General features: G+C 55.6%; 12 protein-coding genes. 8 read left to right on the top strand and 4 right to left on the bottom strand.

Translation table 11 applies throughout. From position 1 onward, the window contains the following. Window positions 1–42 precede the first annotated feature (42 nt). Complete coding sequence (locus tag AC2TE5_RS10965) at window positions 43–1,380, bottom strand: TolC family outer membrane protein (RefSeq protein WP_213330476.1); 1,338 nt, start codon at window positions 1,378–1,380, stop codon at window positions 43–45. A gap of 739 nt (window positions 1,381–2,119) precedes the next feature. Here AC2TE5_RS10965 and AC2TE5_RS10960 point away from each other — a divergent pair. Beyond that, the gene (locus AC2TE5_RS10960; RefSeq protein ID WP_484613246.1) at window positions 2,120–2,863 is read left to right on the top strand and encodes a DeoR/GlpR family DNA-binding transcription regulator; all 744 of its coding nucleotides are present in this window, start codon (window positions 2,120–2,122) and stop codon (window positions 2,861–2,863) included. A 13-nt stretch (window positions 2,864–2,876) separates the two neighbouring features. Beyond that, the gene (locus AC2TE5_RS10955) at window positions 2,877–3,944 is read left to right on the top strand and encodes an oxidoreductase (protein ID WP_484613245.1); all 1,068 of its coding nucleotides are present in this window, start codon (window positions 2,877–2,879) and stop codon (window positions 3,942–3,944) included. A gap of 91 nt (window positions 3,945–4,035) precedes the next feature. Here AC2TE5_RS10955 and cybB read toward each other — a convergent pair whose 3' ends face one another. Then, window positions 4,036–4,566, bottom strand: coding sequence for a cytochrome b561 (gene cybB, locus AC2TE5_RS10950; RefSeq protein ID WP_213330470.1), 531 nt, complete (start codon window positions 4,564–4,566; stop codon window positions 4,036–4,038). Window positions 4,567–4,755: 189 nt separating this feature from the next. Here cybB and gap point away from each other — a divergent pair, with 189 nt between their 5' ends. Further along, entirely contained in the window at window positions 4,756–5,757 is a 1,002-nt protein-coding gene (gap, locus tag AC2TE5_RS10945) for a type I glyceraldehyde-3-phosphate dehydrogenase (protein WP_213330468.1), read from the top strand. Between the two features lie 195 nt (window positions 5,758–5,952). Here the strand turns inward: gap and AC2TE5_RS10940 are convergent. Both AC2TE5_RS10940 and AC2TE5_RS10935 read right to left on the bottom strand, forming a co-directional pair. Next, a protein-coding gene (locus AC2TE5_RS10940; protein ID WP_484613244.1) for an IS3 family transposase occupies window positions 5,953–7,313 on the bottom strand; the annotation gives its coding sequence in 2 pieces (ribosomal slippage) (window positions 5,953–6,863 and window positions 6,863–7,313; 1,362 coding nt in all). A gap of 299 nt (window positions 7,314–7,612) precedes the next feature. Then, window positions 7,613–8,413, bottom strand: a complete 801-nt coding sequence (locus AC2TE5_RS10935) for a YdcF family protein (RefSeq protein WP_213329281.1) — start codon at window positions 8,411–8,413, stop codon at window positions 7,613–7,615. Between the two features lie 389 nt (window positions 8,414–8,802). On the opposite strand from AC2TE5_RS10935, the gene AC2TE5_RS10930 reads away from it, so the two are divergent. From AC2TE5_RS10930 to AC2TE5_RS10910, 5 genes are all read left to right on the top strand, one after another. Then, on the top strand, window positions 8,803–10,122 hold the full coding sequence (locus tag AC2TE5_RS10930; protein WP_213329284.1) for an MFS transporter: 1,320 nt from the start codon (window positions 8,803–8,805) through the stop codon (window positions 10,120–10,122). A 158-nt stretch (window positions 10,123–10,280) separates the two neighbouring features. Next, window positions 10,281–11,933, top strand: a complete 1,653-nt coding sequence (locus AC2TE5_RS10925; RefSeq protein ID WP_484613243.1) for an MFS transporter — start codon at window positions 10,281–10,283, stop codon at window positions 11,931–11,933. Window positions 11,934–11,955: 22 nt separating this feature from the next. Then, window positions 11,956–13,038, top strand: coding sequence for an HlyD family secretion protein (locus tag AC2TE5_RS10920; RefSeq protein ID WP_484613242.1), 1,083 nt, complete (start codon window positions 11,956–11,958; stop codon window positions 13,036–13,038). Continuing rightward, complete coding sequence (locus AC2TE5_RS10915) at window positions 13,035–14,414, top strand: efflux transporter outer membrane subunit (protein ID WP_484613241.1); 1,380 nt, start codon at window positions 13,035–13,037, stop codon at window positions 14,412–14,414. Before AC2TE5_RS10920 ends, AC2TE5_RS10915 begins: the two co-directional genes overlap by 4 nt. Window positions 14,415–14,489: 75 nt before the next feature. Next, on the top strand, window positions 14,490–15,149 hold the full coding sequence (locus AC2TE5_RS10910; protein ID WP_484613240.1) for an O-methyltransferase: 660 nt from the start codon (window positions 14,490–14,492) through the stop codon (window positions 15,147–15,149). The last annotated feature ends 55 nt before the right edge of the window (window positions 15,150–15,204 follow it).

Below are 15,204 nucleotides of genomic sequence, written 5' to 3'. Positions count from 1 at the left end.
ATTATTTTCAGACTTATTTTTGCGCGAGACTGCGCGTCTTTTTTAACTCAAGTCAGGTAATTTTGCGGCAGCGTTTTTCTCTATTCCAATAAGCGGCATTAAATTATCAACCGCGGAAGCATAATTAATTGCCGAACTCCAGCCATCATACTCAGCGATTATTTTCGCTGATGTGGCCTGCCAGACATCCTGCTCAACGCTGAGCAGATCGTTAATGCTCCGCTTGCTCAGGGTGTATTCATTTTTATAAACATCGCGGGCGCGCAGCGCATTTTCCAGCTGTTGCTTTCCGGCCTCCATTCTTCCCCGTGCGCCGGTCCAGTCAGCCTGCGCGACGGAGGCTTTTTGCAGAACATCGAAACGTGCCTGATCGACCTGAGAGGAGGCCATGGCCCGTGCGCCTTCCGCCTGCCGAACGCGAGCGGAAACCGCGCCCCCCTGATACAGCGGAGCATCGATATTGAGCTGTATCTGGTCGTCCCAGTATGAACGGTTGTCCGATTCATAACGGGTGCGCCCCCCTTTCAGGCTTAACGTCGGCCAGTGCTGGGACTTCGCCGTTTCCACGCCATACTGAGCCGAACGTTCCATGTTCTGCGCGGCCATCACGGCCGGAATTAACGAATAATCAATACGGTTGAGCGAATCTGGCTCAACCGCGAGGTTCGCAGGCACTGGCGAAAAGGCTTCTGCCTGCATCCCCGTTAATACCGCAAGCCTTGCGCGCGCGCTGTTTAAGGCGGCGGTATACTGCGCGACCGTCGCCTGCATGCCGGCAATACGCGTGCGGGTCTGGAGCTCATCGGAGGTGGAACTCACGCCCGCGTCTGCGCGCAGCTTTGCCAGCTGCTCGACGTTCCTGAGCGCCTGCACGTTATCTATTGCCGCCTGCAGCAGATCGGAATAGCGTTTGACCTCTACATAGCTCAGCGCCGTTTTTTCCGCCACGTCCGAAAGCGTGCCCATCAGCTGATAGCGGTAGCTATCACGCTGGGCGGAAGACTGGCTGATGCTGTTATTGGTCTTGCCAAAATCGTACAGCAACTGCGTCAGGCTCAGCCCCCAGGCGGCTGAATTCTTCAGCGACCCGCTGGAATCGGTGGTCTGGCTGTGCCCTGTACTTCCGTTCAACGATATTTGCGGCATCCAGCCGCTGCGCGCTTCATCTATTTGTGCCTGGCCAATACCTAATTGCGCGGCCTGCTGACTAATTGACGGATCGCGATCGATAGCAAAAAGAATACTTTCTTTTAAGGTTGTGGTTGCCACCGGGGCAATACCCACCTGATTACTATTGGCGTACGCCGTATTTATGGCTAATGAAATGAATGCCAGTGCTGCTGTAAATCGGCGTAACATAGGCTTTCGTAATATCGTCATGTTATCTCCCTGACTCTGAGTGATACTCAAGCAAATACCCAAAAAGAGGTACAGATAATTAGACAAATATCTTATTTAGCTACCGTGCTGGATTTTAGGTAATAATTCCCATACCCATTTCCATTGGAGATGAGATCTGCCTGCGTCTTATTTCAATTAAGAATTTACTTATTTCTTAAACTGGTTAGCAGCATAACAAAATGTGGTATAGCCCACTACACCCACAATGTTAATGTGGTGTTACAAGCAAGAAAAAATATGGGGTTTCTGGACAAAACCCTAAAAGTATCCTTTCAGATGAAACATATAAACCTCCTGTTATCTAAGGAAAATTCTTAATTCTTTCTGTGCACATTTTTGCGTTAATTTCAGAGCGGGTCAGACACAAAGATTTTCAAAGAAATGTCAATTTAAGTAACCAAAGGGGTATATTTAAAATTAAAAGCTTTTAAAAAACTAATTAAAGCAATTAAATCCTGCATAATTTTCATTTAATAGCATTTATACCCACTCAATGGCGATACGCTGGTTACATAACCCAAATCGTTAAATAAAACATAACAGTAACATTGTGATTAACATTCAAAACGGCTTCCTTATACCTGCTTAATAAAATTTTAATAATCACCTATCTAAATCATCACGCCGCTGCACATCGTCATGACCACAATCCTCTTCTCTCTGCGTCAAAATGCTGTATTATGCGAACTATTGCGACATTTTGCAGGAATGTACTCCTATGCACAAAACCGCTCGTCAACGCTACGTCCTGGATATCCTCAGCGAGCAAGGCCAGGCCAGCATCACCGACCTGGCCGAAAGGCTGCAGGTTTCAGCGGATACCATCCGTCGGGATCTGACCGATCTGGAAAACCAGGGCCTTGCGCAGAAGAACCACGGCGGAGCCATCGCGCTTAACCTCTCCGCCATGAACCGTCAGGGCCGCAATACGCTGCTGCCGGAGACCAAACAGCGCCTGGGTAAACAGGTCGCACAGCAGGTTCCCCCGGGCTCCACCCTGTTTCTGGATGCCGGAAGCACGGTGATGGCCGTCGCCACCTTTCTTCAGGGGCCGCTCACCGTTATTACCCCCTCGCTGGATATCGCCCAGCATTTTAGCGACCGGGAAGACATTGAGCTGATCCTGCTCGGCGGGAAATGGGACCACAAGCAGCGACTGTTTGCCGGCAGCGCCACGCTGTCTTTGCTGTCCCGTTATCGGGCAGATATTGCCATTCTTGGGGCGTGCGCCATTCATGCCGAACTCGGTTTGAGCGCCGGTAAAGAAGCGGATGCCGAAGTGAAACGTGCGATGCTCGACGCAAGCCACGCGCACTGGATTGTCGCCGATCACCTGAAAATTAACCGCTGCGAGCCGTATCTGGTTTCCGGGTTATCCAGCATTCAACAACTCTTTTTAGATCGTCCCTGGCCTGAGCTTGGGGACCATAGCGCACTGCAGGTTACGGTGTGCGCGAATTAACGTGGAGAAGGTCATGAGTAAAGTTCAAACAATCAACATTGCGCTGATCGGGTATGGATTTGTCGGTAAAACCTTCCATGCCCCGCTGATCCAGTCTGTGGACGGGATGAAGCTGGCAGTGGTCTCTTCTCGTGATGAAGAGAAGGTTAAACGCGATCTGCCGGACGTACAGGTGGTGGCGACACCGGAAGAGGCCATTCAGCATCCTGATATCGATCTGGTGGTGATTGCCTCCCCCAACGCCACGCACGCCCCGCTGGCGACGCTGGCCCTGAACTCGGGTAAACACGTGGTCGTGGATAAGCCTTTTACCCTCGACATGCAGGAAGCCCGCGACCTGATTGCCCTGGCGGATGAAAAGCAGCTGCTGCTTTCCGTCTTCCACAACCGCCGCTGGGACAGTGATTTCCTCGGCATTAAGCAGATTATTGAGCAAGGCACGCTCGGCAAGGTTAAACACCTGGAATCGCACATCGACCGCTTCCGCCCGGAAGTGCGCGTGCGCTGGCGCGAGCAGAACGTCCCCGGGAGCGGTCTGTGGTTTGATCTGGGTCCTCACCTGATTGACCAGACGCTACAGCTCTTTGGCCTGCCGGAGTCGGTTCAGGGGAATATCGCAACGCTGCGCGACGGTGCAGAAATTAACGACTGGGCGCACGTGGTCTTAAACTACCCGGAGCATAAGGTCATTCTGCACGCCAGCATGCTGGTTGCTGGCGGTACGGCACGCTTTACCGTCCACGGGGACAAGGGCAGCGTGGTGAAAGCCAGAATCGATCAGCAGGAAACGCAGCTGCTCTCAGGGGTGATTCCCGGCAGTGAAACCTGGGGCGAAGACAGCGACAGTATGGTGTTCTTTGGGGCTGACGGTGCACCGCAGACGATCCCTACCCCGAAAGGCGATCAGCGCCAGTATTACCTCAACGTACGTGATGCGTTATTCGGGAAAATCACCAACCCTGTCCACCCTGTTGAGGCGCTGGCGGTCATGGCCGTTCTGGAAGCGGCGGTGAAGTCGTCGGAGACGGGGTCAACGCAGCCGCTGGCGTTAACTGCTGAAGAGCGTGCGCTGCTGGGTTAAAAAATAAGCCGGGTGGCGCTACCGCTTACCCGGCCTACAATTCAGAGCCGTTTGTAGGCCCGTACAAGCGAAGCGCCGCCGGGCAAGAGGGCTACTGACGCTTTTTCGGCATCATGCGCAGAAGAGTATTATCTTTCCAGAAATAGTGATGCATCAGCGCCGCCACCGCGTGCAGGCCAATCACAAAATAGCCCAGGTTCGCCAGCGTCTCGTGCCATTCTTTCAGCACATCAACCAGGTCAAAATTGGACTCCGCCGCATGCGGCATCACCATGCCAAAAGCCAACCAGTCGCTGCCCCGGTTGTACATCATCACAATGCCAATCAGCGGCAGCGCAATAAACAGCAGATACACCACCAGGTGCCCCAGATGAGACATCCCCGTCACCATCGCTTTTGGCTTCGGCTGAATCGGTGGCGCGCGGAATTTCAGGCGAACCAGCAGACGCGTCACCATCAGCACCAGGATACTGATACCGCATGAGACGTGGATCATATTGATTACTGGACGCGCGGTGCGCGGGAAGAAACCTTTGAACTCCATGGCGCAGTAGGCGACGATGATTAACAGAAACACCAGCCAGTGGATGCCGATTTGCAGGCTTGTATATTTAGTGCGCATGTGATTTCCCGATTAAAAACAGTTACCGCGCCAACATAATCCCCTTTCCTTAAAAATTCATTAACTTTTCTGTATGGTTTTTCAAATACTTCCTCCCGCATGAAGCATCTTCAATTGCCGCCCAGCCCGTGATGGTCTAAGCCTGGATGAGTTCAAACTGTCGCATCGACACGTTTACAGGAGAACCCCATGAGTAAAATTGGCATTAACGGATTTGGACGCATTGGACGCCTTGTTCTGCGTCGCCTTCTTGAAACCCAGGACAGTAATACCGTCGTCGCCATCAACGACCTCACCTCACCGAAAGTGCTGGCCTACCTGCTCAGGCATGATTCCAACTACGGTGGCTTCCCGTGGAGCGTGGATTTCACCGAGGATGCGCTGATTGTTGATGGTAAAACTATTGCGGTGTACGCCGAAAAAGAGGCGAAGCACATTCCGTGGAAAACCGCAGGCGTGGATATCGTCGTGGAGTGCACCGGTTTTTATACCTCCGAAGAGAAATCACGGGCGCACCTGGACGCCGGCGCGAAGAAAGTGCTGATCTCCGCGCCTGCGGGTGACATGAAAACCATCGTCTACAGCGTGAATGACGACACCATTGACGCCAGTGACACCATTATTTCCGTCGCATCCTGCACCACCAACTGCCTCGCCCCGCTGGCGAAGGCCCTGCACGATGCGTTTGAAATAAAAGTGGGCACCATGACCACCATTCACGCCTATACCGGTACCCAGGCGCTGGTGGATGGCCCGCGCGGGAAAGACCTTCGCGCCTCGCGGGCGGCGGCTGAGAATATCATTCCCCACACCACCGGTGCCGCAAAGGCCATCGGTCTGGTGATCCCGGCGCTTAGCGGCAAACTAAAAGGCCACGCGCAGCGCGTGCCGGTAAAAACGGGTTCGGTCACCGAGCTGGTAGCGATTCTGGGCAAGAAAGTGACCGTTGAGGAGATCAACGCCGCGCTGAAAAAGGCGACTCAGGGCAATAAATCGTTCGGGTATACCGACGAAGAGATTGTGTCGTCCGATGTGATTGGCTCGCATTATGGTTCGGTGTTTGACGCCACGCAGACGGAGGTGTCAGAAGCGGGAGAGCTGCAGCTGGTGAAAGCCGTCGCGTGGTATGACAACGAATATGGTTTTGTTACGCAACTGGTGCGGACGCTGGATAAGTTTGCGGCACTGTGATTCTATGCCTTTATTCAGGGCTAAGATGAGCAGTGAAGCATCCCCTCTCCCTGTGGGAGAGGGTTAGGGTGAGGGGAACATACGGGTCTGGTGGTCATTCCGTTCACTTTATGTTCCTTGCTACTCTTTAACGACATAACCGGTGAACGTGCCAGGGTGGCTCAATCTGCACTGAACCCCGTTTCCTGGACACCTTTATTCTTTTGTTTTTTCTGCCTGAGTCCGGTACGCCACCGGGCTCAGGCCGCCAGTTTTCAGGCTGATTCGTTCAGTGTTGAAGTAACGAATATAAGCCTTAATATCCCGCTCCAGCTCTTTCACGCAACCATACCTCTTGCGGTAGTACATCTCCACTTTCAGATGGCTGAAGAAGTTTTCCATCACTGCATTATCCAGGCAGTTTCCCTTTCGCGACATACTCTGGACTATACCGGCTTTTTCCAGCATTAACCGCCATGCCGGTGTCCTGTAAGCCCAGCCCTGATCGCTGTGTAAGACCAGACCTTCACTATGTCTGTGTGCTTTCAGGGCCTTATGCAGCATCCTGCAGACCAGAGGCTGTGAAGCACTGGTCGACATATTCCAGGCCACGATTTCGTTATTGAACAGATCCTGCAGGGCTGACAGGTAAAGTTTCTGTCCCCCGGCCCGGAACTCCGTCACATCCGTACACCACTTGATCCCGCTTCGTTCAGCGCTAAAGTCCCGGGCCAGCAGATTGGCGGATGACAGACCCGCATCAGGCATATATGAGCGATATCTTTTCCGGCGTAGCTGACAGGTGAGTCCATGCTCCTTCATCAGCCTGCGCACGGTTTTGTGATTAAGCACGAAGCCCTTATCCCGTAGTGCTCTCGTCATTCTCCGGTAGCCATAGCGCTGCGCATGCCGCTGGCTGATGGCCTTCATTGCACCGACTGCATCCGCATAACGCTCAGTCCCGTGCTCAGGGTGCGAGACATGATAATAATATGTGCTGCGTGACAACCGCGCGGCATACAGCAGGCAGGGTAGCCTGTGTGCCGTCAGCAACGACTGCACTAATCTGGTTTTTTCTGCTGCTCCCTGAGTGCATTTTCTTCTCTCAGGGCTTTCAGCTTTTTTAAGTAAGCATTTTCCGCGCGCAGATATTCCAGCTCCCTCTGCAGTTCTTTGGGTGTCATTTCACTGAAGGGCTTGGCGCCGGGAACATATTTTTTCTGTGACATAGCGGGTCCGGGTCTGGCAGTGTGAAGCGCTTTTTCACCTCCCCTCCGGTAACGCTGCGTCCAGTCGAGAATAAGGGACTCATTGGGGATGGCGAAGCGCGATGAAGCCTCCGCATAGCTGCACCTGTTTTCAGCGACGTAGCGGACAACGCGGAGCCTGAATTCTGCAGTATAGGTCCGCGCAGGACGGTCCTCCAGACCGGCTTTACCCTGACGACGGTAAGCCCGCAGCCAGCGGGGCAGTGGGGTTCTGCCCACACTGAACAGATGGGCTGTTTCTTTGATACTCGACTGTCCGGCCATGTAATGCAGTACAGCTGCAAGCCTAATATGGAAAGGATATTTCATTGTTCTGAACCTCCAGATTTGGAATCTGGTGTCCAGGATCCGGGGTTCAGTGCAATCGCCACCACCCTGGCGACCCGGGCTCCCGGCGGTAAATCGCCGCTTCGCGGTACCCTCAGCTTATTCCTTCAGGCTATCGGGTCGGGCATGAGCCTGCATCCCTGCAGGCCACGCCCTCTCGGCGCATCCCTGCGCCTCGCCCCGGCCTTACGGAAACGCTTCGGCGATTTACAGCCGGACCAGGACATTGCTGTAAGCCAAAGGTTATTCTGAAGCAGTTGTTATCGCTTCTGATTACACCCTTAAATCGAGCGCCTGGACAACGCATCCGCGAGGACCGGATCCTGCTGCAGCTGTTTACACGCGGCAATCACCCCCTCAGGAAAGTCAACGTGTGCGATAAAATCCCGCCCGGCCGGGCCATAGCCGTTAACGTCATCATACAAACGCGGCAGTTCCCCCAGAACCAGTGACAGGTAGCGGTCAACGGGCCATAGTCCGCTATTGCCCCCGCAAAACTCCACGCCCTCTTTGCCGTTATGCAGTATCGGCGTAATCCCTGGGTGGCTTATCCACTCCGGTGACGCGGGTTCATCCTGACAAACGCGGGCAAACGTCGCCATCGTACGGCGCTGCATCGTCGGATCCTGCACCACCAGCACCCGCCCGGTTGCGCGCTGATGCTGTTTCAGCATGTTCCAGCTAAAACGCGCGTTCTCACCGCAGTTGGTGGAGCGATCTTCAATCCACAGGCGCGCCTCGGGGATCTGCCAGAACTCCCGCGCAATGTCTGCAAGAATGCTCGCTTCCGCCCGCCCTTCGACCTGTAAAGTGTGATAACGCGGATGACTGCGGATAGCTGAATATAAAAACGCGGTCGAGTGACCAATACCGCCGCTAATCAGGAGCGGGATTTCTCGCTGCGCGGCAATTCGACAGGCCGCCTCAATGGTCGGGATCACCGCGTTCCCTGCCAGAATTACCGCATCGACGTCCGGGTGCAGGCGGCTGCCGCTCAGGTCATCCTGCGCCAGCCATTCACCGACAGTATTGATGGCCGCCAGCGTGGCATCCGGCAGGATGGGAAAATGGGGCTGAACCATGGTGAACTCCTCGTTTGTGTCTCTTCAGGTTAGCGGCTTCTGACGGATAAAGCAGATGCGGGATCTGAAACCAGACGTTGTTTTATCGCCCAAATTGTCATTTTTCTGAAATAACCAGAAACATCCAAAAACAATCGGGTTGCACCTTCTTATTATGCTTTTAGTTTTCCATCATACAAAACATCCTGTTGCTCGCGCTCTCTGAAAAAGCACCCAACGCTGCTTATTTCGTCGTGATCTGACCAGTTTCATTCCCCGTGAGCTTGCCAAATGTAACATCAAAACCTAAGTTGCTTAACAATTTCACAACCACTTCATCATCGCAGGTTGCACCTGAAGCGCGCCAGGTGACACCTATAACTTTTATCAATGTGGCGGAGTTTCAGGTCATGACAGAACATGAAAGTACGACGACGGTATTACGAAAAAATAAGAAGGTGTTAATCGCCAGCCTTACCGGGAGCGCCATTGAATGGTTTGACTATTTTCTCTACGGTACGGCGGCCGCGCTGGTCTTTAATAAGATCTTTTTCCCGATGGTCGATCCGGTGATCGGACTCATACTCTCTTATCTCTCTTTCTCATTAACCTTTTTTATTCGTCCCATTGGCGGGGTACTTTTCGCCCATATCGGCGACCGCATCGGACGTAAAAAAACCCTCGTTCTCACCCTCTCACTCATGGGAGGTGCAACCGTTATGATTGGCCTGCTGCCCACGTATGAGATGATTGGCCTTTGGGCTCCCGCTCTGCTGATTCTGATGCGTATCATTCAGGGGATGGGCATCGGCGGTGAATGGGGCGGCGCGCTGTTGCTGGCCTATGAATACGCGCCCGAAAAACGTAAAGGCTTCTTCGGCAGTATTCCGCAGGCGGGCGTCACCATCGGCATGCTGATGGCAACCTTTATCGTTTCGCTGATGACGCTTTTCAGCGAGGAGGATTTCCTCTCCTGGGGCTGGCGCATCCCGTTCCTGCTGAGCTCGGTTCTGGTGTTGCTTGGCCTGTGGATCCGTAAGGACATCGACGAGACGCCTGATTTCAAGAAGGTAAAACAATCGGGTCAGGTGGCGAAGGCCCCACTACGCGATACGCTGAAGCATCACTGGCGCGAAGTGTTGATTGCCGCCGGTTTAAAGGTTGTGGAAACCGCTCCGTTCTATATTTTCTCAACATTCGTGGTGAGCTATGCCACCAGCACGCTGGCCTATCAGAAATCGCAGGCGCTGGAAGCCGTGACGCTGGGAGCCCTGGTGGCCACGGTTATGATTCCGTTAATGGGACTTCTCTCGGATAAAATTGGCCGTCAACGCATGTATGCCACCAGCGTCTTCATCCTGGGTTTGTTTATCGTGCCGTGGTTTATGCTGCTCAATACCGGAACAACCTGGGGCATTGTGCTCGCGACTGTCATCGCCTTTGGCGTGTTGTGGGCACCGGTAACGGCGGTACTCGGTACGCTGTGCTCTGAAATTTTTAGTGCAAACGTACGCTACACCGGCATTACGCTCGGTTATCAGCTGGGTGCCGCGCTGGCGGGCGGTACCGCGCCGCTGATTGCCACCGGACTGCTGGCAAAATATGACGGCGACTGGGTTCCGGTGGCCTGGTATCTTGCCGTCACGGTAGTCATTTCCCTAATCGCCATTTTCTGCGCCAGCCGCGTCAAGCGAGCGTCCCACCTGCAGGCACAGCCCGAACATCTCTGATCGTTGTCGGCCCGACTTTCGGGCCGCTCTTTTTCCTTAAACTTCCCTTCTACATTTGATTAACATGCGTAAATCATATTCACTTGAATTATCATTTGCGGCAGACGTAGAATCGCTAGCCCGCTAATTATTCAACTATTTCTAAGGTAAACGACGTTATGCGCCTGCCCGAACGCGACCCTTATGCTCCTCGCGAGTGGCAGCCACATGAGAAACCCGCCCTACTGGGTTCGCCTTCCACACCCGAGCACACTACGCCAAAACGTATTGCCTACGGCGTCGTTGGCCTGCTGGTGTGCCTGACGGGAGCGCTGGGAAATGCGGTGGTGACCGCCAACCTGCAAAATCTGCAGGGAACCTTCGGGGCCTGGTCGACCGAAATCGCCTGGCTGCCCGCGGTCTACGTCATGACCAACATCTCTATCAACCTGCTGCTGGTTAAGTTCCGCCAGCAGTACGGTCTGCGCGCCTTCACGGAAGGTTTTCTGGTGCTGTACGTGCTGGTGACCTTTTTCCACCTGTTCGTTAACGATCTCAGTTCGGCGCTAATGGTTCGCGCCGCGCACGGGATGGTGGCCGCCGCGCTCAGCTCGCTGGGGATTTACTATCAGATCCAGGCCTGGCCTGCGAAACACCGCCTGAAGGCGCTCACCATCGGGATTACCGGGTCGTCACTCGCTATCCCTCTGGCCCGCCTGTTTTCGACCGAACTGCTGCAGCTGGACGAGTGGCGCGGGCTCTATTTCTTCGAGCTCGGGCTGGCGCTGATCTCCCTGGCCTGCGTAATAGCCTTAAAACTGCCGCCGGGCGACAGGCGCAAGGTCTTTGAGAAAAAAGACTTCATCACCTTCTTTTTAATGGCCCCGGGAATGGCCCTGCTCTGCGCCGTGCTCTCTTTAGGCCGTCTTGACTGGTGGTTCGAGGCGCCGTGGATCGGCTGGTCGCTGGCGCTGTCGCTGGTATTAATTGTGTCTGCCATCGTCTTTGAACATAACCGCGCCAACCCGCTGCTGAACACCCGCTGGCTATCGAGCGGCAGCATCGTCCGTCTGGGGCTCATCATGCTGCTGATCCGTATCGTGCTGGCAGAGCAAAACACCGGCGTCATCGGCTGGCTTCAGTACGTGGGGTTACAGAACGAGCAGATGACCCACCTGGCGTGGTCCATTTTCGCCGGGATCGTCTGCGGGATCGTCACCAGCTGTCTCACCATCAAGCCGACGAAACTTGCGTGGCCAATCATCACCTCTCTGGCGCTGATGATTGTTGCCTCGCTGCTGGACAGCCAGTCCAACAACCTGACCCGGCCGGATCAGCTGATGCTAAGCCAGTTTCTGCTGGGCTTCGGCAGCGCCTTCTTCCTGGCACCCGCCATGCTGGCCGCCATTGGCGGGGTGATCGCCGATCCGCGCAACCTGGTCAGCTTCTCGGTGATGTTTGGCATGAGTCAGAACCTTGGCGGCCTGCTGGGTTCCGCGATCCTCGGGACCTTCCAGACCTGGCGCGAGAAGTACCACTCTAGCCTGCTGGCGGACCAGCTCACCACGCTCAATCCGCTGGTCAACGAGCGTATCCAGATTTACACCCAGATGTACCAAAGCCTGATTGGCGACAGTTCGCTGCTGGGAACGCAGGCGATAACGCAGCTGCAAACGGCGACCTCGCTGGAGGCGAATATTCTGGCTTACAACGATACTTATCTGCTGACGGCGAGCATCGCTGCCGCCACGCTGGTCTGGATTTTATGGCGCTTGCTGCGCCTGCGCATCACTGCCCGTATGGCGCTTAAGAACGCCACCGGCAATAAATAATTGAAATAGTTCTGGAGAGTTTATGAGTCAGCAGGATGCCGCCAAAGAGCAGGCCAACACCCGCAAAAATGTGCGCATTGTTTCCGTTTTCACCGCCGCTGCCATCGGTATTGTCGGCGTACTGGTGATCCTTTATGCGTGGCAGCTGCCGCCGTTCACCCGCCACGCGCAGTTTACCGACAACGCCTACGTGCGCGGTCAGACGACGTTTATCAGCCCCCAGGTGAATGGCTATATCACCGAGGTGAAGGTTCAGGACTTTGTGCAGGTTAAAAAAGGCGACCTGCTGCTGCAGATTGATGACCGCATCTATCGTCAGCGCGTGCATCAGGCCGAGGCACAGCTGGCGATGAAAATTGCCGCGCTCAATAACAACCTGCAGCAGCGTAAAAGCGCCGAAGCGACGATCGCCAAAAACGACGCGGCGCTGAAGAATGCGCGCGCCCAGAGCCTGAAAACGCAGGCAGATTTAAAGCGCGTGAAGGATCTGACGGCTGATGGTTCCCTTTCTATTCGCGAGCGCGACGCGGCGCTGGCCAGCGCCGCCCAGGGCAGCGCCGATATCGACCAGGCTAAAGCCACGCTTGAGATGTCGCGTCAGGATCTGCAGACGGTGATTGTCAATCGCGGCGCGCTGGAGGCGGATGTCGAAAACGCGAAAGCGACGCTGGAGCTGGCGCAGATTGACCTGCAAAACACCCGCATTATCGCCCCTCGCGACGGTCAGCTCGGCCAGATAGCCGTGCGTCTCGGGGCGTATGTGACCGCCGGGACCCATCTCACCACCCTTGTGCCGCCTCAGCACTGGGTCATTGCCAATATTAAAGAGACCCAGCTTGCGGAGCTGCGCGTCGGTCAGCCGGTAAAATTCACCGTCGATGCCCTGAACGATAAAGCGTATCAGGGCCGCGTGGAGAGTATTTCGCCGGCAACCGGGGTTGAATTCAGCGCCATCACGCCGGACAACGCCACCGGCAACTTTGTCAAAATCGCCCAGCGTATTCCGGTGCGCATCGAGGTGCTCGGCAAGCCAGAGGCGATCGCGCTGCTGCGTCCGGGCATGTCGGTGCAGGTGACCATTGATACGCGGGAGGCGAAGCCATGATCCTTCGCCCGATAGCCGGTCTGGTGCTGGCGGTGATGCTCGCCGGATGCCAGTCCGTCGACGTAAAACCGGCTCAGCCGACGCTGCAAATCCCCACCCAGTGGCGCGCCGATTCCGGTCCTGCCAGCCCGGCGGAGCAGCTCTGGTGGCGCAATTTCCATGACAACAACCTCAACCGCTATGTGGATCAGGCGCTTAAGAACAACAGCGACGTGCTGATCGCCCGCGAACGGATTAACGAGTATCAGGCGCGGGTCTTTGCGGCCGACGGCAGCCTGTTTCCTTCGCTTGACGCGGGCGTAACGGGGACGCGCGCCCGCTCGCAATCCGCCGCGACCGGGCTGCCGGTCTACGGCACGCTGTACAGAGGCAGCCTGACGGCGAGCTATGACGTTGATATCTGGGGCGTCAACCGCAGCACGGCCAGTGCAGCCGAAGCCTCGCTGGAGGCGCAAAAAGCCGCCGCTGCCGCCGCGGATTTGACCGTCGCGTCTTCCGTTGCCTCCGGGTATGTCACCCTGCTCTCGCTTGACGAACAGCTGCGCGTGACCGAATCCACGCTGAAATCACGCGAAGAGGCATTTAACCTCGCGAAACGTCAGTTTGAGACGGGCTACAGCTCGCGTCTGGAGCTGATGCAGTCGGATTCCGAACTGCGCTCGACGCGAGCGCAGGTTCCCTTGCTGCAGCATCAGATTGCGCAGCAGGAGAACGCCCTGAGCCTGCTGCTGGGAAGCAATCCCGGCGCGGTGGCGCGCAGTGAAAGCTATGAGACGCTGACGCCGCTGAAGCTGCCGTCACAGCTGCCGTCTACGCTCCTGAACCGTCGACCGGATATCGTTCAGGCCGAACGACAGCTGGTTGCGGCAGACGCCTCGCTTGCCGCCTCACGCGCCAGCCTGCTGCCGTCGATCAACCTGACTGCGACCGGATCGGTCCAGGATCGTACCCTTTCAGGCCTGCTGGACAACCCGCTTCAGCTCTGGAGCGTCGGGGGCAGTATTCTTGCCCCGCTGCTGAACCGCCAGGCGCTGAATGCGCAGGTAGACATTTCCCAGTCCCAGCGGAACCAGGCGCTGTACGCCTATGAAAAAACCGTGCGTAACGCGTTTGCCGAAGTGAATAACAGCCTTGATGCTTTTACGCGCTATCAGGAACAGCTGACGGAGCTGCTTGCACAGCAGGATGTGGCGCAGGAGACGCTGCGCATTGCGCAGAATCGCTATCGCAACGGTTATTCATCCTATCTGGACGTGCTGGACGCGCAGCGCACGCTGTTCTCGGTTCAGACCAGCGTCGTACAGGCTAAAAATAACCTGCTGCTGGCGCAGGTGGATCTCTACAGGGCGCTGGGCGGCGGCTGGAAGAACGCATGAACCGCCTTGCGCGCTGATGCCCTCACCCCGACCCTCTCCCACAGGGAGAGGGAGAAAAATCCAAGGAGTCAATCTATGCAACAACAATGGTCTGCAGTAGATAATTACATGATTTCTTCGCTTATTCCTGACGATGACGTGCTGAGTCAGGTACTGGAAAACAACAAGCGCGCCGGGCTACCTGAACACGATGTTGCGGCCAATCAGGGGCAGCTGCTGGCGCTGTTCGTGCGCATGACGCAGGCAAGACGCATTCTTGAGATCGGGACGCTGGGTGCCTATAGCTCAATCTGGATGGCGCGCACCCTGCCGCCGGACGGAAAGCTGATTACGCTTGAGGCTGACCCGACGCATGCCGACGTTGCCCGCCAGAATATTCGCCTCGCGGGGCTGAACGATCGTATTGAATTAATTGAAGGCCCGGCGCTGAACTCGCTGGAGAATTTCGGTGACGTTCCGCCGTTTGACCTGATCTTTATTGATGCCGATAAGCCAAACAATCCCGGCTATCTGGAGTGGGCGCTGCACTATTCCCGTCCCGGCACGGTGATTATCGGCGATAACGTGGTGCGCGACGGCGAGGTCATTAACGGACAAAGCGACGACGCGCGCGTGCTGGGCGTGCGGCGTTTTATCGAGATGATTGGGGATAACCCGCGCTTAACCGCCACCGCGCTGCAAACGGTGGGGGTTAAGGGATGGGATGGGTTTACGCTGGCAATGGTGAACCGGTGAAAATTGTGCGGCCTGATGCCCTCACCCCGACCCTCTCCCACAGGGAGAGGGAGAA

The organism is Enterobacter sp. N5-15, from assembly GCF_057221635.1.
Note: the sequence above shows the minus strand (reverse complement) of the source record. Positions and strands in the feature narration are given on the sequence as shown.

Excerpts from the sequence above, each read along its gene's own strand:
- AC2TE5_RS10965 (WP_213330476.1), bottom strand. The coding sequence starts at position 1,380 with ATGACGATATTACGAAAGCCTATGTTACGCCGATTTACAGCAGCACTG.
- AC2TE5_RS10960 (WP_484613246.1), top strand. The coding sequence starts at position 2,120 with ATGCACAAAACCGCTCGTCAACGCTACGTCCTGGATATCCTCAGCGAG.
- AC2TE5_RS10955 (WP_484613245.1), top strand. The coding sequence starts at position 2,877 with ATGAGTAAAGTTCAAACAATCAACATTGCGCTGATCGGGTATGGATTT.
- cybB (WP_213330470.1), bottom strand. The coding sequence starts at position 4,566 with ATGCGCACTAAATATACAAGCCTGCAAATCGGCATCCACTGGCTGGTG.
- gap (WP_213330468.1), top strand. The coding sequence starts at position 4,756 with ATGAGTAAAATTGGCATTAACGGATTTGGACGCATTGGACGCCTTGTT.
- AC2TE5_RS10935 (WP_213329281.1), bottom strand. The coding sequence starts at position 8,413 with ATGGTTCAGCCCCATTTTCCCATCCTGCCGGATGCCACGCTGGCGGCC.
- AC2TE5_RS10930 (WP_213329284.1), top strand. The coding sequence starts at position 8,803 with ATGACAGAACATGAAAGTACGACGACGGTATTACGAAAAAATAAGAAG.
- AC2TE5_RS10925 (WP_484613243.1), top strand. The coding sequence starts at position 10,281 with ATGCGCCTGCCCGAACGCGACCCTTATGCTCCTCGCGAGTGGCAGCCA.
- AC2TE5_RS10920 (WP_484613242.1), top strand. The coding sequence starts at position 11,956 with ATGAGTCAGCAGGATGCCGCCAAAGAGCAGGCCAACACCCGCAAAAAT.
- AC2TE5_RS10915 (WP_484613241.1), top strand. The coding sequence starts at position 13,035 with ATGATCCTTCGCCCGATAGCCGGTCTGGTGCTGGCGGTGATGCTCGCC.
- AC2TE5_RS10910 (WP_484613240.1), top strand. The coding sequence starts at position 14,490 with ATGCAACAACAATGGTCTGCAGTAGATAATTACATGATTTCTTCGCTT.